Raw genomic sequence first — 17,531 nt, forward strand, 5'->3', positions numbered from 1 at the left:
GCAAATGCAAGGTGATCATCGCATGCGGGTTGGCGCGCGTGAATCGAGGCTCACCCGAATCGGGCCGCGCGCCATGCTACGATCCCGACAAATCATCGGAGGTGAAGATGTCAAAACACGTGTTCACTCGCAGCCAGTACCTGGCCATCCTCAATGAAAGCCTGAAGAACGACCCGAGGTGGAAGCCAGGCATGGCCTTTGTCTTTCATCCGTTGGGCGCGGACGAAGCCAGCGCGACCGGTGTCGGGTGCACCGGCCCCGACGAGGCGCTTCCCGTCTATGCGGAGATCGAGCGGGTGGCGGCGGATTTGATCGAGGTGAGGCAGGCGCGGTAGGGGGCTGGCGCGGTGACGCCATGCAGTGCCGGCCAGGCGTGCATCGCGTCATGTGCACGTCGGAAAGGTGGGCCTTCCCGCCGACCTGCGTACAATACCGCCCCAGACAGACTCTAGCGGAACAAGCCGTGAAAAAGACCGACCTCGAAAAGAACAAAGCGTTGAAGCTCGCAAACAGCCTGAAGCTGTCCGCGGCAGTCCGTGCCGGCCGTGATACCGGCCCGGCCAAGGTCGATCGCCGCGAACAGCGCCGGCTCGACCAGGAACAAGGCCTGGTGCCGTTTGCATGCAAGCTGGATGCCGAACTGGTGAAGCGCCTGCAGGCACTGGCGCCGGCACACGCCGGTGGCATGAGCGGCCTGCTGAAAGAAGCGCTGGAACGAGGCCTGCCGCAGGAAGACGCGGCAGCCTGATTGCAGCGCGCTGGGCCGGGTGGGCAAGAAGCACTGGTTTGTGCCTTCTTGTCCACGCAAACGGTGTGGTGCGCAGGGCCGTAGCAAACAGAAGCAAGCAAAACGCCCGCTGGGTTTCAGCGGGCGTTTTGCTTTTGCTGTTTTGCTTTGAGGGAAGGGGGGTCTCCCGGATGCCGTTCCTGTGTGAGCGAGGGCAAAACCTCAATGCACGAACAGCCAGATCAGCAGCAATACGAAGGCAGGGACACCGAGCAGCCAGGCGAGAATGTAGGGCATGATTTCCTTCCTTTCCTATCTGTTTTCCACGGTTCCACTATAGGCACGGCCGTTCTGGCAGGGTGTCCGGCGGTTTCCGCTTGCGGTGTAGGACTGGGCTGACGGGGGCGGGAAAGACTCGGGGCAGTGCGGTTGCCCGCGGCGAGGCACGCCAGGGCGGAGGGAACGGAGCGGCCGCGGGGACCGCTCCAGGGGATCACAGCCTTATGGCCGTCATCCCTTCGGGGTGGAGCAAAGGGCGCTCAGTCCTCTTCGCCTTCTTCCGAGTCGAGGAAATCGCGGCGAAGCATCCAGTTTTCGATGGCCTCATCGCAGATTTTCTTGAGCTTTTGCTTCTCCGGCACTTTGTCGAACAGCTCAAAGTTCACCAGCGCGATGCCGGCGTCGGAGATGTAGAACAGGCGGCCGGGCTCGTCGTAATGCACGATGCGCCCGTCGATGCCGCTTTCCTCGCTGTCGACCGGCATGTCTTCCAGTTCGACTACCCGGCAGGTGAAGCGGGGCGCGCGGGTGTGGGTCAGATATTCAAATTCGTCATGCATGACCTCGCCGCCCTTGGGCGTAAAGATCGCGAAGCCCCAGATAAAGCGGGGCATCGGCAGATCGGACAGATCATCAATCTCGTCCATGGTGTTCTCCCTGATTCGATAACCCGCATTATCGCTCGGCCAGGGCACAAGCACCAAAATGTTCTGGCGATGACCTGCTCGGGCGCTGCTCCGGAGCCCTATTTCGCTGCGTGGCAGTTGGCGTAGGCCGGTGGCGCGCTCTCGCCCTTGGTCAGGTCCTGCAGCATGCCTTCGTCGCCCTTGGTGATCCACAGATACGCGCCATGCGCATAGCGGGCGCCCGAGCCGGTCAGCACGCTGACAAAGAGCAGCGGCTTGCCATCCAGCCGCAAGATGGCGATCTGGTTGTCGGTGCTGTTGAAATAGCGCGCCGTGACCTGCTTGCCGTCTTCGCACTGGTAGCGCACGGCACGGGGCGGGTCGAAGCGCACGCCGTCGATGCCGGGCTTGGCCATGGCGGGGGCAACGGCCAGGCCGATGGTGGCGGCGATGGCGCAGGTAGTGAAGCGACGCAGGGGCGAACGAAGAGGCATATGGTTTCCTTGTTGGCTAGCTCGGTAGCAAGATGCCGATGGCTGATGAGGCGGCCCAGGTCGTGACTGGCGTACTCCCCGCGGCACGCGCGGCGGGGTGGCGTCCCTGCCGCGGGTTGTCGCTCAGGCCAACATATAGCCGCTTGCCAGCTCCCGGAAGCTGGCTACCTCGGCCGCTTGCCAGGCGGCGTCGTGCCCATGCTCCTCGGCCAGGATCTCGGCCACCCGCGGCGCTGCCGCGCTCGCGGCGCTGGCTTCCAGGAACAGGGCGCGATTGCGGCGCGCCAGCACGTCCTCGACTCGCCGAGCCAGTTCGAAACGCGCGGCAAAGCGCACATGGGCGGCGGTCAGCCCGGCGCCGGGCACGAGCATGTCGTCGTTGCCGGGCAGCGTGTGCAGCATGCCGACCTCGTTGCCGTAGTAACGGTCCGGCGAGCCGCTGCCGGGCGCGGGCAGGTTCGCGGGCAAGCCCTGCGCGCCGTGCAGCGGCAGATCTGCTGTCACGCAGGGCGCGGCCGGCAGCATCTGGCGCTGGATGGCCGTGCCCACCACGTCCTCGGCCATCTTGCGGTAGGTGGTCCACTTGCCGCCGGTGACGGTGATCAGGCCGGCCTTGGACACCAGGATGGTGTGCTCGCGCGAGAGCGAGGCGGTGGAGGCTTCGCCGGTGGCCTTGACCAGCGGGCGCAGGCCGGCCCAGACGCTGGTCACGTCGGCGCGGGTTGGCGCGCGCGACAGGTAGCGCGTGGCGGTCTCCAGGATGAAATCGACGTCGTCGGCGCCGGCGCGCGGCTCCAGCGGCAGGTCCTTGCGCGGCGTATCGGTGGTGCCGATGATGGTGTGGCCGTTCCAGGGCACGACGAAGAGCACGCGGCCGTCATCGGTCTTGGGGATCAGGATGGCACGGTCGCCGGGCAGGAAGCTGCGCGGCAAGGTCAGGTGCACGCCCTGGCTGGGGGCCACCATGCTGCGGGCCTGGCCGTCTTCCATCTGGCGCACGGCATCCACCCACACGCCCGTGGCGTTGATCACGCAGGACGCCTTCAGGTCGAAGCTGGCGTCGCCCAGTACGTCCTTCACGGTGACGCCGTCGATCACCCCGTTGCGCTGCGACAGCCCGCTCACGCGCAGGTAGTTGATGGCCGTGCCGCCCACGTCAAACAGCGTGCGCATCAGCGCGATGGCCAGGCGGGCGTCGTCGAACTGCCCGTCGAAATACAGGTTGCCGCCGCGCAGGGGCCGCCCACCCACGTGCTCGGCCAGGGTCGGCGCCGCTGCCAGGGTTTCGCGGTGGTTGAGCCAGCGGCTGCCGGACAGGTTGAGGCCGCCGGCCAGCATGTCGTATAGCTTCAGGCCGATGCCGTAGAAGGGCTGGTCGAACAACTGGTAGGCCGGCACCACGAAGCCGAGCGGCCACACCAGGTGCGGCGCGTTGCGGGCCAGCAGGCCACGCTCATGCAGCGCCTCGCGCACCAGGCTGATATTGCCCTGCGCGAGATAGCGCACGCCGCCGTGAACCAGCTTGGTTGCCTTGCTGGAGGTGCCCTTGGCGAAGTCGGCGGCCTCCACCAGCAGCGTGCGGTAGCCGCGCGAGGCGGCGTCCACCGCCGTGCCCAGGCCGGTGGCGCCGCCGCCGATGACGATGACATCCCACTTAGGCTCGCGCTCCAGGGTGGCGAGCAGGGTGGCGCGGTCGGGCGGCAGGATGGGGGTGTGCAGTGTCTGCATGATTCCTTGTTTGGTGCGAATGCGTGTCGCGGTGTTGCTTGTATGTACTTTTGTACTTGCCGTGTAGGCTTGTGTGCCTTGTGTGGCTTGTGCGCTGCGCTCAGCTCGCGCTCAATTTGTCGAGTGCGGTGGCGCGCCATCTTCCCGCGCCCAGTCGCGTGCGCGCTCTACCGCGCGATGCCAGCGCCAGAGCCGGTACGCGCGCGCGTCGGCGCTAAGGTTGGGCTCGAAGCGATGCTCCACCTGCCACTGGCTGGCGATCTCGTCCTCGCCGCTCCAGTAGCCGGTGGCCAGTCCCGCCAGGTAGGCCGCGCCAAGCGCCGTGGTCTCGGTCACGCGCGGGCGAACCACGGCCGTGCCAAGCAGGTCGGCCTGCATCTGCATCAGCAGGTCGCTGCGCGATGCGCCGCCGTCCACACGCAGTTCGGCCAGCGAGATGCCGGCATCTTTCTGCATGGCGTCCAGCACGTCCACGCTCTGCAGTGCGATCGACTCCAGCGCGGCGCGGGCAATGTGCGCTCGTCCGGTGCCGCGGGTCAGGCCGACCAGCGTGCCGCGCGCGAACGGATCCCAGTGCGGCGCGCCCAGGCCGGCAAAGGCCGGCACCAGCACCACGCCTTCGGTGTCGTCGCACTGGCGCGCCAGCGGCTCCACCTCGGGCGCGCTGTTGATGATCTGCAGCCCGTCGCGCAGCCACTGGATGGTGGCGCCGCCCATGAACACGCCGCCTTCCAGGCAATATTGGGTGCGGCTGGCGGGCGGCGTGGTGCCGCCCAGTTGCCAGCCAATGGTGGTGAGCAGGCGATTGTGCGAAGTGACCGGCTGCGATCCCGTGTTCATCAGCAGGAAGCAGCCCGTGCCGTAGGTATTCTTGGCCATGCCCGGGGACAGGCAGGCCTGGCCGTAGGTAGCGGCCTGCTGGTCCCCGGCGATGCCGGCAATGGGGATCTCCGCGCCAAACAGCCGCAGCGCCGTGCGCGCCACCTCGCCGCTGGAGGGCACCACCTCGGGCAACAAGCTGCGCGGGATGTCCAGCAGGTCGAGCAAGTCATCATCCCACTGGAAGGTGTGGATGTTGAACAGCATCGTGCGCGACGCGTTGGAGACATCGGTGACATGGCGCTTGCCGTCCGTCAGCTGCCAGATCAGCCAGCTGTCGACCGTGCCGAACGCCAGCTCGCCACGCGCCGCGCGTTCGCGCGCGCCCTCGGTGTTGTCGAGCATCCAGCGCAGCTTGGTGCCGGAGAAGTAGGCGTCGATGATCAGGCCGGTCTTGTCGCGGAACAGCTCGCCATGGCCGTCGGCCTGCAGCGCCTCGCACATCGGCGCGGTGCGGCGGTCCTGCCAGACCAGCGCGCGGCCGATGGGCTCGCCGGTCTGGCGGTCCCACAGCACGGTGGTCTCGCGCTGGTTGGTGATGCCGATGGCGCTCACCTGGCTGGCCGCGACGCCGGCGTCGTTCAGCACCTCGTGGGCCACCGCCAGCTGCGACTGCCAGATCTCGTAGGGATCGTGCTCGACGTGGCCGGGGTGCGGGTAATATTGGCGGAATTCGCGCTGCGCGACCCGCGCCACGTTGCCGGCGTGATCGAACAGGATCGCGCGCGAGCTGCTGGTGCCCTGGTCGAGCGCCAGCACGAATTGCGGCAGGCCCGAAGGCTGGGTTTGCTTCATGCGTCTTGTCCTGGATTGACTGCTTTTACCACTACATTAACCACTACATTAACCACTACATTAACCACTACATTAACCACTACATTAACCATTGCATTGACCATTGCAGGCGTGCCTTGCCGGCCGCCGGGATCCTTCATGTCCGATACCTTGCCCGATAGCGCCAGCCAGAACCCCGTCGTGTCCCGCGTTGCCGCCTCGCTGGCGGCGCGCAGCCGTTTCGATGCCGGCGCGCATTTGCGGCTGACCGTGGCAGGCCGCCAGGTGGGCTGGCTGCCGCGCGCGCATGCGCAGATCCTGCGCGCGCAGGATACGGTGCCGGGCGTGCTGGGCGAGCCGCGGGGTGGCAGCGTGGCGCTGCTGCCGGACTGCGGCGATGCTTGCACTCGCAGCGCGGCGCTGAAGGTGCTGGCGCACTGGCTGGCGGATGCCGGCCATGTGCGCGGCTGGCGCGACGAGCTGTTCGCCGTCACGCCGGAACTCGCGGCGCCGGCCTTCGCGGTGATCGAGCGCGCGGCCGCGCGCTTTCTCGGGCTGCTGACCTTTGCCTCGCACATGAACGGCGTCATTGCCGGCGCGCGCGCGCTGTGGATTTCACGGCGCAGCGCCGCCAAGGCGGTCGACCCCGGCATGTGGGACAACCTGGTGGCTGGCGGCATGCCGCACGGCAGTGATCCGCTTGCCACGCTGGTGCGCGAGTGCGACGAGGAGTCAGGCATTGCGCCCGTGCTGGCGCAACGCGCCGAGGCGCATGGCGTGATCGAAGTGCTGCGTGAAATCCCCGAGGGCGTGCAGTGGGAGGCCGTGTACGTGTACGACCTGTTGCTGCCGCCGGATTTCGTGCCGCATAACCGCGACGGGGAGGTGGCCGAGCACCGCCGTATCGAGCCGGAGGCATTGCTTGCTATCATGGCGGATGGCGCCATGACGGTCGACGCGACCCTGGTGACGCTGGATGCGCTCAATCGCCGCGGCTGGAGCGCCCCCGGCATCCCCCGCCCTTGATCGGCGCGCACTAGACAAAACCACACACGATGAGCAATACCGGATTCATTCTCACCATTTCCTGCCCGGATCAGCCTGGCATCGTCCATGCCGTCTCGGGCCTGCTGTTCCAGCACGGCTGCAATATCGTCGACTCCGACCAGTACGGCGATGAGTTCACCGGCCGCTTCTTCATGCGTGTGCATTTCACGCCGGCCGCCGGCGGCCCGGACCTGGCCACGCTGAAGACCGCGTTTGCGCCGATCGGCGATCAGTTCGCCATGCAGTGGGACTTGTTCGATGCCAGCGTCAAGCCGCGCGTGATGATCATGGTGTCGAAAATCGGCCATTGCCTGAACGATCTGCTGTTCCGCGCCAAGGCCAGCGGCCTGCCGGTGGAGATCGCCGCCATCGTGTCGAACCACCGCGATTTCTACCAGCTTGCCGCGTCGTACGATATCCCGTTTTTCCACCTGCCGATGATGAACGCCTCGGCTGAGCAGAAGGCCGCGCAAGAGAACAAGGTGTTCGAGATCGTGCGCGAGCAGAACATCGACCTGGTGGTGCTGGCGCGCTACATGCAGGTGCTGTCCGACGACCTGTGCCGCAAGCTGGCCGGCCGCGCCATCAATATCCATCACTCGTTCCTGCCCAGCTTCAAGGGCGCCAAGCCTTACTATCAGGCGCACGACCGCGGCGTGAAGCTGATCGGCGCGACCGCCCACTACGTGACCGCGGCGCTGGACGAAGGCCCGATCATCGAGCAGGAAATCGAGCGCGTGGACCACAGCATGGATCCCGAGCAGCTCACCGCGGTGGGGCGTGACGTGGAGTGCGTGGCGCTGGCGCGTGCCGTCAAATGGCATGCCGAGCACCGCATCCTGCTCAACGGCCACAAGACCGTCGTCTTCAAGTAAGACCTCCGGCAAGTCCCTAAGCGAGTCCTTAGGCAAGCCACTCAGCAAGCCCTTCGCCAGGTGCCCGGCGGCAGTCGCGCCGGCACCGCCTCGCCCGCAGGGGCGCCTGCGCCGTGGCTGGCCGCTCTCAGGCCTGCGCGACCACACAGCGCACTCCGCTTTCTTCCAGCATGCTCTCGAATGGCGGCTTCAACGGCTCATCGGTGAACAGCCGGTCGATCTCCGAGACGTGCGCCAGTTCCACCATGGCCTGCCGGTTGAACTTGCTGGCGTCCGCCGCCAGCCAGACTTCGCGCGAATGCTCGATGATGGTCCGCGCTACCTTCACTTCGCGAAAATCGTAATCGCGCAGCGTGCCGTCGGCCTCGATGCCCGAGATGCCGATCAGGCCGATATCCACCTTGAACTGGCTGATGAACTCCACCGTGGCCTCGCCCACGATGCCGCGGTCGCGCGAGCGCAGCACGCCGCCGGCGACGATCACTTCGCAATCGGGGTTGTCGGCCAGGATGCTCGCCACGTTCAGGTTGTTGGTGATCACGCGCAGGCCGCGGTGATGCATGAGCTCGCGCGCGATTTCCTCGACCGTGGTGCCGATATTCAGGATCAGCGAGCAACCCTCGGGCACGGCGCTGGCCACTGCGCGCGCAATGCGGGCCTTGCCCTCGGCATTGAGCCCCTGGCGCTGCCGATAGGCGATGTTCTCCACCGTGGAGCCCTCCACCCGCACACCGCCGTGAAAGCGCGCCAGCATGCCGCCTTCAGCCAGCAGGTTGACGTCCCGGCGCACGGTCTGCAGGGTCACCCCGAACTTGCGGGCAAGTTCGTCGATGGAAGCGAAGCCCTGGCTGCGAACCTCTTCCAGCAGGGCGGTCTGGCGTGGATTTAGCGTCATGCCGGCATTCTAGTTCAAACACAAACGAAAACAAATGATGCGGTGCATGATTGTTTTATTTTCGTTTTTGCTCTAAAACGAGCGGGAAGCAAGGATTTGTGCGTTTGCATCATTGCGGTATATGTGATGTATGTGGCATTCGGAATCGGAGACTCGATGCAGCTCAGATTGGAAGGCATCGCCCAGCAAGCAGGTTCGCAGGCGTATCTATATCCCATGTCGCTGACGCCCGTGCCGGGCGCGGTGACCATCCTGCTAGGAGCCACCCAGGCCGGCAAGACCTCGCTGATGCGGGTCATGGCGGGGCTGGACCGGCCCAGTGCCGGCCGCGTCGAGGTGGACGGCGTCGACGTGACCGGCATGCCGGTGCGCGAGCGCAACGTCTCGATGGTCTACCAGCAGTTCATCAACTACCCGTCGATGACCGTCTTCGACAATATTGCTTCGCCGCTCAAGCTGCGGCGTTCCAAGGATATCGATGGACAGGTGAGGGCGCTGGCCACCCGCCTGCATATCGAGCACCTGCTCGAGCGCTTTCCCGCCGAGCTCTCCGGCGGGCAGCAGCAGCGCGTGGCGCTGGCACGCGCGCTGGCCAAGGGCGCGCCGCTGATGCTGCTCGACGAGCCCCTGGTCAACCTGGACTACAAGCTGCGCGAAGAGTTGCGCGAGGAACTCACCCAGCTTTTCGCGCATGGCAATGCCACCGTGATCTATGCCACCACGGAGCCGGCCGAAGCGCTGTTGCTGGGCGGCTATACCGCGGTGCTGGATGCCGGCGAGCTGTTGCAGTACGGGCCCACGCCAGAGGTCTTCCACTATCCCGCCTCGCTGCGCGTGGCGCGTGCTTTCAGCGATCCCCCCATGAACCTGATGGCCGGCAGCCTGCTGGCCGGCGCGGTCACGTTGCCTGGCGGCGTTGTGGTCCCCTTGCCCGGGGCCGTGGAACAAGGCGGCACGGTAACGGTCGGGGTGCGGGCCGGTGCGCTGCGCCTGGACGCCGTGCCCGGCTCGGTGCCGGTGGCGGGCCGGGTGGCGCTGGCCGAGCTGTCCGGGTCGGACACCTTCGTGCACATGGATTCCCCGGTTGGCAACCTGGTGGCGCAGTTTCCGGGAGTGGTCGACTTGGAACTGGGCGCACCGCTCACGCTGCACCTGGATCCCGCGCAGCTCTACCTGTTCGACGCAGACGGCATGCGCATTCATGCGCCAAGCCGGCCGTTGAAGGTCGCCCCCGCCACTGCCGAGCTGGGAGCCTGAGATGACACGCATCGACCTCGAGCTGTCCCATTCATACCGTCCCGATCCGCAAGCGGATGAGGACTACGCGCTGCTGCCGCTGAAGTTCACGTTCAATGACGGCGGCGCCTACGCCTTGCTCGGGCCCTCCGGCTGCGGCAAGACCACCTTGCTCAATTGCATTTCCGGCTTGCAGCGGCCATCGCATGGCACCGTTTCCTTCGATGGCCGCGACGTGACAGCAGCCACGCCGCAGGCGCGCAACATCGCCCAGGTGTTCCAGTTCCCGGTGATCTACGACACCATGACGGTGGGCGAAAACCTGGCCTTCCCGCTGCGCAACCGCGGCGTGCCCGCGGCCCAGGTGAAGGAGCGCGTGGGCCGCGTGGCCGAGATGCTGGACCTGTCCGCATCGCTGGACCGGCGCGCCAGCGGCCTGGCGGCCGACGCCAAGCAGAAGATCTCGCTCGGGCGGGGCCTGGTGCGCCAGGACGTATCGGCCATCCTGTTCGACGAGCCGCTGACCGTGATCGATCCGCACCTGAAATGGCAGTTGCGCCGCAAGCTCAAGGAGATTCACCACGAGTTCCGGCTGACGCTGATCTACGTCACGCATGACCAGACCGAGGCGCTCACCTTTGCCGACCAGGTGGTGGTGATGTCGCGCGGCAGGGCGGTGCAGGTGGGGCCGGCCGATGCGCTGTTCGAGCGCCCGGCGCATACCTTCGTTGGCAACTTCATTGGCTCGCCGGGCATGAACTTCCTGGCAGGGGCATGGCGCGATGGCGCCATCGAAATTGCCGGTCGGCGCTATATGCCAGAGTTCGCGCCGACCGTCGCCACGGCCTTGCAGGCGGCCGGCAGCTTCAAGGTCGGCGTGCGCCCCGAGTACCTGCGCCTGGCCGCGAGCACCGATCCGCAGGCCGTGCCCGCACGCGTGGAGCGCGCGCAGGACATTGGCACCTACTGGCTGGTCACCGCCACCGTGCAGGATGCCAGCGGCCACGCTGCCACCGTGCGCGGCCGGCTCGGCAACGAGGGCGCGGCGCTGCGGGCGGGCGAGACCGTGTGGCTGTCCGTGTTCAACCGTCATACCTGTTACTACGTCAACGAGGAGCTGGTGGCATGAGCACGCTGAAGCCCGTCAACCAGAAGGCCTGGCTGCTGGTCATCCCGGTGGTCCTGTGCGTGGCGTTCTCTGCCATCCTGCCGCTGATGACCATCGTCAATTACTCCGTGCAGGACATCATCTCGCCCGAGCGGCGCGTGTTCGTCGGCACCGAATGGTTCCGCACCGTGCTGCGCGACGGCGAGCTGCACGACGCGCTGCTGCGTCAGCTTGGCTTTTCGCTGGCGGTGCTGGCGGTGGAGATCCCGCTGGGCATCCTGCTGGCGCTGTCGATGCCGGCCAAGGGGGTGAAGGCGTCGGCGGTGCTGGTGGTGATCGCGCTGTCACTGCTGATTCCATGGAACGTTGTGGGCACGATCTGGCAGATCTTCGGGCGCACCGACATCGGCTTGCTGGGTGCGGGGCTTGCCGGCATGGGCTTTGCCTACAACTACACCGGCAGCGCGGTGGACGCGTGGTTCACGGTGCTGGTGATGGACGTGTGGCACTGGACGCCGCTGGTGGCGCTGCTGTGCTACGCCGGCTTGCGCGCGATTCCCGACGCGTACTACCAGGCCGCGCAGATCGACGGCGCCTCGCGCCTGGCGGTGTTCCGCTATATCCAGCTGCCCAAGCTGCGTGGCGTGCTGATGATCGCGGTGCTGCTGCGCTTCATGGACAGCTTCATGATCTACACCGAACCCTTCGTGCTGACCGGCGGCGGGCCTGGCAATGCGACCACGTTCCTGTCGCAATACCTCACGCAGAAAGCCGTGGGCCAGTTCGACCTGGGCCCGGCCGCGGCATTCTCGATCGTCTACTTCCTGATCATCCTGCTCATGTGTTTTATTCTCTACAACTGGATGCAGCGCGCGGGCACCGCCGGCAGCGAGGACATGCCCAATGCGTGAAGCCAAACGTGAAGCCAAGCAAAGCGCCACTTACTGGCGTGCAGTCTTCCTGGTGGTGTACCTGGTCTTCGCCATCCTGCCGATCTACTGGATGCTGAACATGTCGTTCAAGTCCAACGAGGAGATCGTTTCCACGCTGTCGCTGTGGCCCAACGATTTCACGCTGGAGCACTACAAGACCATCTTCACCGATCCGTCCTGGTACTCGGGCTACATCAACTCGATGATCTACGTGGCGATGAACACGGTGATCTCGATCACAGTGGCGCTGCCCGCGGCCTATGCGTTTTCGCGCTACCGGTTCATCGGCGACAAGCACGTCTTCTTCTGGCTGCTGACCAACCGCATGACGCCACCGGCGGTGTTCCTGCTGCCGTTCTTCCAGCTCTACACCACCATCGGCCTGATGGACACGCACCTGGGCGTGGCGCTGGCGCACCTGGTGTTCAACGTGCCGCTGGCGGTGTGGATCCTGGAGGGCTTCATGTCGGGCGTGCCGCGCGAGATCGACGAGACGGCCTATGTGGATGGCTATTCCTTCCCGCGCTTCTTCATCACCATCTTCCTGCCGCTGATCAAGGCCGGCGTGGGCGTGGCCGCATTCTTCTGCTTCATGTTCAGCTGGGTGGAGCTGTTGCTGGCGCGCACGCTGACCTCGGTCAACGCCAAGCCGATCGTTGCCACCATGACGCGCACGGTGTCGGCCTCCGGCATGGACTGGGGCGTGCTGGCCGCGGCCGGGGTGCTCACCATCGTGCCCGGCGGCATCGTGATCTGGTTTGTGCGGCACTACATCGCGAAAGGCTTCGCGATGGGCCGCGTGTAAGGAGAGGATGCCATGTTCAACTGGATGGTATGGACCACCCCGGTGGCCGTGTTCTTCATCAGCATCGCGGTGATGCTGGTTGGCATGACGATGTGGGAGACGCGCGCCCCTACCATGGAGCGCAAGGGCTTCCTGCCGATCGCGACCACCCGCGGCGATCGCCTGTTCATCGGCCTGATGTGCGCGGCCTGGATCAACCTCGCGTGGGTAGGCCTGGGCGAGAAGATGATGGCGTGGTTTTCGCTGGCGGAGGAGCCTTCGATCTGGATCAGCCTGGTGCTGTCCATGCTTGCGCTGGGCCTGGTGATGCGCAAGGGCTGAGCCGCATGCGGATCGCGTACCTGAGCCGACAAGAATAAAGCGACGGATTTTTCGTCAATGGGCATAGCGGCCTGCACCTTCCCCGGACCGCGACCCAGACAAAGAGCAGGGAGGGGGATTCTCGAGGAGACGTCAATGAAGGTGCACGTGAAATTGGGCATGACGGCGCTGGCCTGCGCAGCGGCGCTCGCTTGCGGCCACGCCGCTTGGGCAGGCGAGGCCGAGGCCAAGAAGTGGATCGACAGCGAGTTCCAGCCGTCGTCGCTCGCCAAGGACAAGCAGCTCGCTGAAATGAAGTGGTTCATGGACGCTGCCGCCAAGCTCAAGGCGAAAGGCGTGACGCAGATCAGCGTGGTCTCGGAGACCATCACGACCCACGAGTACGAATCCAAGACGCTGGCCAAGGCCTTCGAGGAAATCACCGGCATCCAGGTCAAGCACGACATCATCCAGGAAGGCGATGTGGTGGAGAAGCTGCAGACCTCGATGCAGTCCGGCAAGTCGATCTATGACGGCTGGATTTCCGACTCCGACCTGATCGGCACGCACTATCGCTACGGCGCCATCCTGCCGCTGACCGACTACATGGCCGGCGCCGGCAAGGAGTGGACCAATCCCGGGCTGGACGTGAAGGATTTCATCGGTACCAAGTTCACGACCGCGCCGGATGGCAAGCTCTACCAGCTGCCCGACCAGCAGTTCGCCAACCTGTACTGGTTCCGCGCCGACTGGTTCGCGCGCAAGGACCTGCAGGACAAGTTCAAGGCCAAGTACGGCTATGACCTGGGCGTGCCCACCAACTGGTCGGCCTACGAGGACATCGCCAGCTTCTTCTCCAACGACGTCAAGGAACTCGACGGCAAGAAGGTTTACGGCCATATGGACTACGGCAAGAAGGATCCGTCGCTCGGCTGGCGCTTTACCGACGCCTGGCTCTCGATGGCCGGGTCGGCTGACAAGGGCCTGCCCAACGGCATGCCGGTGGACGAATGGGGCATCCGTGTCGGCGCTGACAAATGCACGCCGGAAGGTGCATCGGTCTCGCGCGGCGGTGCCACCAACAGCCCGGCCGCGGTCTATGCGCTCACCAAGTACATCGACTGGATGAAGAAGTACGCGCCGCCGCAAGCCATGGGCATGACCTTCTCCGAAGCCGGCCCGGTGCCGGCGCAAGGGCAGGTGGCGCAGCAGATCTTCTGGTACACGGCCTTCACCGCCGACATGACCAAGAAGGGGCTGCCGGTGGTCAATGCGGACGGCACGCCGAAATGGCGCATGGCGCCGTCGCCCTATGGCCCGTACTGGAAGCAGGGCATGCAGAACGGCTACCAGGACGTGGGCTCCTGGACCTTCTTCAAGAACACCGATCCCAACCGCCTCGCGGCGGCCTGGCTCTACGCGCAGTTCGTGACGTCCAAGACGGTATCGCTGAAGAAGTCGCTCACCGGCCTGACCTTTATCCGCGACAGCGACATCCATCACGAGTACCTCACCAAGAATGCCGCGCAGTATGGCGGCCTGATCGAGTTCTATCGCAGCCCGGCGCGGGTGGCGTGGACGCCCACCGGCACCAACGTGCCCGACTACCCCAAGCTGGCCCAGCTGTGGTGGAAGAACGTGGCGACCGCTGTGACCGGCGAGAAGACGCCGCAGGCCGCGATGGACAACCTGGCCGAGGAAATGGACCAGGTGATGGGGCGGCTGCAACGCGCCGGCATGACGAACTGCGCGCCCAAGCTCAACGCCAAGAGCGATCCCGCCAAGTGGCTGTCCGACGACCACGCGCCCTGGAAGAAGCTGGCCAACGAGAAGCCGAAGGGCGAGACCATCGCCTATGACAAGTTGTTGCAGGCATGGAAGGAAGGGAAGGTGCGGTAAGCGCCATCCCCGATGGCGTAGCGGACGGTGGCCTTGTGCCACCGTTTTTTCTTCCGGAGTTTGTGATGCGTTATCGACAAAAGCGATCTCCTGAAAAACCCCTTGACTATCTATCTACCAGTAGATAATATTCAACACATGGAAGCCGCTGCTCCGCCCCAGCAAGAAAAGCTGCAGCAGGAAAGAGGATCCAGCGCATCACCCGGGGAATTCCCGTTTTTTTTGGCCAGCTCATCTATCTACTAGTAGGTAACAGGCGAAGGAAGCGAAGGGTTCCAAAGCGTACCGATTCGATTCCGCCCAAGCGCGGGTCCTCAAATGCAAATGGAGAACATCATGACCTCGAACCTCTTCGCCAAGACCCTGATCACCGCCGCCGCCCTTGCTGCTGCTTTCGTTGCCGGCACTGCCCAGGCTTCAGGCCCGAAGGACAGCACGTTCTCGGGTGACAAGTACGGCTACGTGTTCCGCACCACCACGCCCGACGCCTTCACCGACGGCGCGCGCAGCGGCAAGTTCGACCCGTTCACCGAAGGCGCACGCGTTGGCAAGGCTGACCCGTACACGGACGGTGCCCGCATCGTGGCCGGCCTGGATCGCACCGGCGTCTCGGCTTCGCCGTCGCGGGCCGTTGACCAGTTCACCGACGGCGCCCGTGCCGGCAAGTTCGACCCGTACACCGATGGCGCACGTATCGTCGCCGGCCTGGATCGTAGTGGCGTGTCGGCCAGCCCGGCTCGCAGCGTGGACGCCTATACCGACGGTGCCCGTACCGGCAAGTTCGACGTGTTCACGGAAGGCGCCAACGCTTGAGCTACGCGCGACGCCTGAGCACGCTGTGAATCAATCGGTCATCCAATGAATGCGGTGATACATGCAAAGAGCCGGTAACACCGGCTCTTTGCCATTGCCGGCGCCTCGAGGGTCCGCCGAAAGGTGGATGCATGCCATGACGACTCCGTCCGTACGCGATCAACTGCTGGAGCACACCCTGGTGCTGGTGCGGCAGCGGGGGTTCAATGGATTCAGTTATCGGGACCTTGCCGAGCGGGTAGGGGTCAAGACCTCCAGCATCCATTACCACTTTCCCTCCAAGGAGGACCTGGTGCAGGCGGCGGTGACGGAGTACAGCGCCCGCAACTCAGAGCGCGTGCGCGGCATCGACACCAGCCTGCCGGTGGACGAGCAGGCTCGCGCTTACCTCGCGCCCTGGCTGGCTACCGCGGGTGGCGACGCCATCTGCCTGGTGGGCATGCTGTCCACGGATGCCGTGTTCCTGCCGGAAGCGGTGCATCGCATCCTCAAGGATTTCTACCGCCTGCACGAGACCTGGCTCACGCGCCTGCTGGAAACCGCGCAGGCCGTGCGGCACAAGGCTTTGCCGATTCCGCCGCAGGCGCTGGCGCAAGCCGTGTTTGGCGCGCTGCAAAGCGGGCTGGTGGTCGCGCGGCTGTTCGGCGCGCCACAGCGTATCGAGGCCGCCGCGGACCTGTTGACAGCATCGGTATCCGCCTAGGCGCCCCGGGGGCGTGTCACGGGCCAGGGGCCCCGAGCGCTCCGCGTGCGGCAAGCCGCCGGCGCCGGTTGAGCCAGAGCGGCACCGCGCCAACCGCGATGCCGCCCAGGGCCACCAAACGCGTGGCCAGGTCGAAGCTGGGGATGCTGTACAGCCCGATGAACCACAGGAACGCCGCGCTGCAAGCGGGCCAAAGCACTAGCAGCAACAGCCTGGCGGGTGCGCGGGCGGCACCGCGCCGGCAGTGCCAGGCACAGGCGAAGCCGGCTAGCCCGTAATAGAACGCCACCTGGAAGCCGATGGCATTGACCGAGTCCTGGATGATCTGGCCCACGCTGTTGAAGCAGGCGGACAGCGCCAGCAGCAGCAAGCCGAACGAGGCAATCACCGCGGTGGCCACCCACGGCGTGCGCCAGGTGCGGTGCAGCTCGGCATAGCGCGGGTGCAGCAGGCCATCGCGGCCTTTGGCGTAGAGCGTGCGGGTGAACTGCAGGATCGAGGTCTCCAGCGTGCCCACGGTGCTGAGCATGACGGCCAGCACGGCCAGGTAGTCCCACGGGCGCGGGAGCAGCCGCGCGGCGAGCGCAAACACCACGTTGGTGCCGGCTCGGCGGATCTCCTGGTCGCTCAGCACGGCCTGGCTGGCGATGACGAAGGCCATGAACAGTGCCAGCACGATGACCATCGCCATCAATGCGCCGCGCCCGGGCGCATGCGCCGGATCGCGCGTTTCCTCGGTCAGGTTCGCCGTCACGTCCCAGCCCCAGAAAAAGAACAACGCCACCAGCGCCCCATTGGCAAACAGCTGCGGGTTAAAGTCAAATGGTGACAGCATGGCCAGCGAGGGCGGGTGGGCAAGCGGCAGCGGCGCACGCAGCAGGGCGGCGAGCACGATCGCGGCCAGCACCCCGACCTCGACCAGCGTCATTGCCACCTGGGTGTAGCTGGTCAGCTTGACTCCCTTGACCACGACCACGCTGACCGCCAGCAGCCAGCCTGCGGCGACCAGGGTCACCACGGGCGGGCGCTCCGCCAGCGCCGGATCGAACAGGAGCAGGGTGGCGGTGGCAGCCGGAATGGTGCCGGATACCATGAATACCGCCGACGCCACCAACAGCGTCCAGCCCGCGAAAAAACCGAGCACCGGATGGAAGATCTCGCAGACCCAGGTGTAGCAGGCGCCCGCGCTGGGCTGCAGCCGGTTCAGTTGCTGGTAAGACAGCGTCACGCCGAACATGATCAGGCCGCAATACAGCAGGCTGGCCGGCGCCAGGCTCCCCACAGTCGCGACCAGGGTGGCGGTGGTGGCCGCCAGGCTGAAGGCGGGCGCCGTGCCCGCCACGCCCATGACGACGGATTCGCCCAGCCCGAGTGCGCCTGCGTCCAGCGTTGCCGGTGAATTCCGATCCAT

General features: G+C 65.6%; 19 protein-coding genes. 12 read left to right on the top strand and 7 right to left on the bottom strand.

Features of this window, described 5'->3' with window-relative positions:
* Window positions 1-107 precede the first annotated feature (107 nt).
* A complete protein-coding gene (locus tag AC1RQC_RS19835) occupies window positions 108-335 on the top strand; it encodes a hypothetical protein (protein WP_150983206.1) in 228 nt (75 codons plus the stop codon).
* A 128-nt stretch (window positions 336-463) separates the two neighbouring features.
* Entirely contained in the window at window positions 464-748 is a 285-nt protein-coding gene (locus AC1RQC_RS19840) for a hypothetical protein (protein WP_043347749.1), read from the top strand.
* 518 nt (window positions 749-1,266) lie between these two features.
* On the opposite strand, the gene AC1RQC_RS19845 is transcribed toward AC1RQC_RS19840, so the two are convergent.
* The 5 genes from AC1RQC_RS19845 to AC1RQC_RS19865 all read right to left on the bottom strand — a co-directional run bounded on the left by AC1RQC_RS19845 (window position 1,267) and on the right by AC1RQC_RS19865 (window position 5,668).
* Window positions 1,267-1,653 carry a hypothetical protein gene (locus tag AC1RQC_RS19845; protein ID WP_043347745.1) on the bottom strand — a complete coding sequence of 129 codons (387 nt, stop codon included), beginning with the start codon at window positions 1,651-1,653 and terminating at the stop codon, window positions 1,267-1,269.
* Between the two features lie 98 nt (window positions 1,654-1,751).
* Window positions 1,752-2,126: an MliC family protein gene (locus AC1RQC_RS19850; RefSeq protein WP_492376099.1), complete on the bottom strand. Its 375-nt coding sequence runs from the start codon at window positions 2,124-2,126 to the stop codon at window positions 1,752-1,754.
* A 123-nt stretch (window positions 2,127-2,249) separates the two neighbouring features.
* A complete protein-coding gene (locus AC1RQC_RS19855; RefSeq protein ID WP_492376100.1) occupies window positions 2,250-3,854 on the bottom strand; it encodes a glycerol-3-phosphate dehydrogenase/oxidase in 1,605 nt (534 codons plus the stop codon).
* Between the two features lie 111 nt (window positions 3,855-3,965).
* Window positions 3,966-5,528, bottom strand: coding sequence for a glycerol kinase GlpK (gene glpK, locus AC1RQC_RS19860; protein ID WP_492376101.1), 1,563 nt, complete (start codon window positions 5,526-5,528; stop codon window positions 3,966-3,968).
* Window positions 5,525-5,668: a hypothetical protein gene (locus AC1RQC_RS19865; RefSeq protein ID WP_492884397.1), complete on the bottom strand. Its 144-nt coding sequence runs from the start codon at window positions 5,666-5,668 to the stop codon at window positions 5,525-5,527. The genes glpK and AC1RQC_RS19865 overlap by 4 nt, the downstream gene beginning before the upstream one ends.
* On the opposite strand from AC1RQC_RS19865, the gene AC1RQC_RS19870 reads away from it, so the two are divergent.
* Both AC1RQC_RS19870 and purU read left to right on the top strand, forming a co-directional pair.
* Complete coding sequence (locus tag AC1RQC_RS19870; protein ID WP_492376102.1) at window positions 5,667-6,533, top strand: NUDIX hydrolase; 867 nt, start codon at window positions 5,667-5,669, stop codon at window positions 6,531-6,533. The two genes, AC1RQC_RS19865 and AC1RQC_RS19870, sit on opposite strands and share 2 nt — an antisense overlap.
* Before the next feature lie 29 nt (window positions 6,534-6,562).
* Window positions 6,563-7,429, top strand: a complete 867-nt coding sequence (purU, locus tag AC1RQC_RS19875) for a formyltetrahydrofolate deformylase (protein ID WP_043347737.1) — start codon at window positions 6,563-6,565, stop codon at window positions 7,427-7,429.
* 127 nt (window positions 7,430-7,556) lie between these two features.
* Here purU and AC1RQC_RS19880 read toward each other — a convergent pair whose 3' ends face one another.
* Complete coding sequence (locus AC1RQC_RS19880; protein WP_150983211.1) at window positions 7,557-8,324, bottom strand: DeoR/GlpR family DNA-binding transcription regulator; 768 nt, start codon at window positions 8,322-8,324, stop codon at window positions 7,557-7,559.
* Window positions 8,325-8,480: 156 nt separating this feature from the next.
* Between AC1RQC_RS19880 and AC1RQC_RS19885 the strand changes: the two genes are divergently transcribed.
* The 8 genes from AC1RQC_RS19885 to AC1RQC_RS19920 all read left to right on the top strand — a co-directional run bounded on the left by AC1RQC_RS19885 (window position 8,481) and on the right by AC1RQC_RS19920 (window position 16,120).
* Entirely contained in the window at window positions 8,481-9,581 is a 1,101-nt protein-coding gene (locus AC1RQC_RS19885; RefSeq protein WP_492809137.1) for an ABC transporter ATP-binding protein, read from the top strand.
* Between the two features lies 1 nt (window position 9,582).
* Window positions 9,583-10,689 carry an ABC transporter ATP-binding protein gene (locus tag AC1RQC_RS19890; RefSeq protein WP_492376104.1) on the top strand — a complete coding sequence of 369 codons (1,107 nt, stop codon included), beginning with the start codon at window positions 9,583-9,585 and terminating at the stop codon, window positions 10,687-10,689.
* Window positions 10,686-11,579: a carbohydrate ABC transporter permease gene (locus AC1RQC_RS19895; protein WP_492376105.1), complete on the top strand. Its 894-nt coding sequence runs from the start codon at window positions 10,686-10,688 to the stop codon at window positions 11,577-11,579. Before AC1RQC_RS19890 ends, AC1RQC_RS19895 begins: the two co-directional genes overlap by 4 nt.
* Window positions 11,572-12,405 (top strand): carbohydrate ABC transporter permease, encoded by an 834-nt coding sequence (locus tag AC1RQC_RS19900; RefSeq protein ID WP_492376106.1) that lies wholly within the window; start codon window positions 11,572-11,574, stop codon window positions 12,403-12,405. Before AC1RQC_RS19895 ends, AC1RQC_RS19900 begins: the two co-directional genes overlap by 8 nt.
* A gap of 12 nt (window positions 12,406-12,417) precedes the next feature.
* Window positions 12,418-12,726 (top strand): DUF2160 domain-containing protein, encoded by a 309-nt coding sequence (locus AC1RQC_RS19905; RefSeq protein ID WP_459371386.1) that lies wholly within the window; start codon window positions 12,418-12,420, stop codon window positions 12,724-12,726.
* Window positions 12,727-12,873: 147 nt separating this feature from the next.
* Window positions 12,874-14,604 (top strand): ABC transporter substrate-binding protein, encoded by a 1,731-nt coding sequence (locus AC1RQC_RS19910; protein ID WP_492376115.1) that lies wholly within the window; start codon window positions 12,874-12,876, stop codon window positions 14,602-14,604.
* Between the two features lie 336 nt (window positions 14,605-14,940).
* On the top strand, window positions 14,941-15,417 hold the full coding sequence (locus AC1RQC_RS19915; RefSeq protein WP_492376107.1) for a copper resistance protein CopQ: 477 nt from the start codon (window positions 14,941-14,943) through the stop codon (window positions 15,415-15,417).
* Window positions 15,418-15,553: 136 nt separating this feature from the next.
* A complete protein-coding gene (locus AC1RQC_RS19920) occupies window positions 15,554-16,120 on the top strand; it encodes a TetR/AcrR family transcriptional regulator (protein ID WP_492809138.1) in 567 nt (188 codons plus the stop codon).
* Window positions 16,121-16,136: 16 nt separating this feature from the next.
* Here AC1RQC_RS19920 and AC1RQC_RS19925 read toward each other — a convergent pair whose 3' ends face one another.
* Window positions 16,137-17,531: an APC family permease gene (locus AC1RQC_RS19925; RefSeq protein ID WP_492809139.1), complete on the bottom strand. Its 1,395-nt coding sequence runs from the start codon at window positions 17,529-17,531 to the stop codon at window positions 16,137-16,139.

The organism is Cupriavidus sp. GW822-FHT03E04 (assembly GCF_058801495.1).

Bases quoted from the DNA above. Each gene is read 5' to 3' on its own strand.
- AC1RQC_RS19885 (WP_492809137.1), top strand. From the start codon at position 8,481: ATGCAGCTCAGATTGGAAGGCATCGCCCAGCAAGCAGGTTCGCAGGCG.
- AC1RQC_RS19925 (WP_492809139.1), bottom strand. From the start codon at position 17,531: ATGGATCGGAATTCACCGGCAACGCTGGACGCAGGCGCACTCGGGCTG.
- AC1RQC_RS19915 (WP_492376107.1), top strand. From the start codon at position 14,941: ATGACCTCGAACCTCTTCGCCAAGACCCTGATCACCGCCGCCGCCCTT.
- AC1RQC_RS19870 (WP_492376102.1), top strand. From the start codon at position 5,667: ATGTCCGATACCTTGCCCGATAGCGCCAGCCAGAACCCCGTCGTGTCC.
- AC1RQC_RS19890 (WP_492376104.1), top strand. From the start codon at position 9,583: ATGACACGCATCGACCTCGAGCTGTCCCATTCATACCGTCCCGATCCG.
- purU (WP_043347737.1), top strand. From the start codon at position 6,563: ATGAGCAATACCGGATTCATTCTCACCATTTCCTGCCCGGATCAGCCT.
- AC1RQC_RS19865 (WP_492884397.1), bottom strand. From the start codon at position 5,668: ATGAAGGATCCCGGCGGCCGGCAAGGCACGCCTGCAATGGTCAATGCA.
- glpK (WP_492376101.1), bottom strand. From the start codon at position 5,528: ATGAAGCAAACCCAGCCTTCGGGCCTGCCGCAATTCGTGCTGGCGCTC.
- AC1RQC_RS19905 (WP_459371386.1), top strand. From the start codon at position 12,418: ATGTTCAACTGGATGGTATGGACCACCCCGGTGGCCGTGTTCTTCATC.
- AC1RQC_RS19845 (WP_043347745.1), bottom strand. From the start codon at position 1,653: ATGGACGAGATTGATGATCTGTCCGATCTGCCGATGCCCCGCTTTATC.
- AC1RQC_RS19900 (WP_492376106.1), top strand. From the start codon at position 11,572: ATGCGTGAAGCCAAACGTGAAGCCAAGCAAAGCGCCACTTACTGGCGT.
- AC1RQC_RS19920 (WP_492809138.1), top strand. From the start codon at position 15,554: ATGACGACTCCGTCCGTACGCGATCAACTGCTGGAGCACACCCTGGTG.
- AC1RQC_RS19855 (WP_492376100.1), bottom strand. From the start codon at position 3,854: ATGCAGACACTGCACACCCCCATCCTGCCGCCCGACCGCGCCACCCTG.
- AC1RQC_RS19880 (WP_150983211.1), bottom strand. From the start codon at position 8,324: ATGACGCTAAATCCACGCCAGACCGCCCTGCTGGAAGAGGTTCGCAGC.
- AC1RQC_RS19835 (WP_150983206.1), top strand. From the start codon at position 108: ATGTCAAAACACGTGTTCACTCGCAGCCAGTACCTGGCCATCCTCAAT.
- AC1RQC_RS19850 (WP_492376099.1), bottom strand. From the start codon at position 2,126: ATGCCTCTTCGTTCGCCCCTGCGTCGCTTCACTACCTGCGCCATCGCC.
- AC1RQC_RS19895 (WP_492376105.1), top strand. From the start codon at position 10,686: ATGAGCACGCTGAAGCCCGTCAACCAGAAGGCCTGGCTGCTGGTCATC.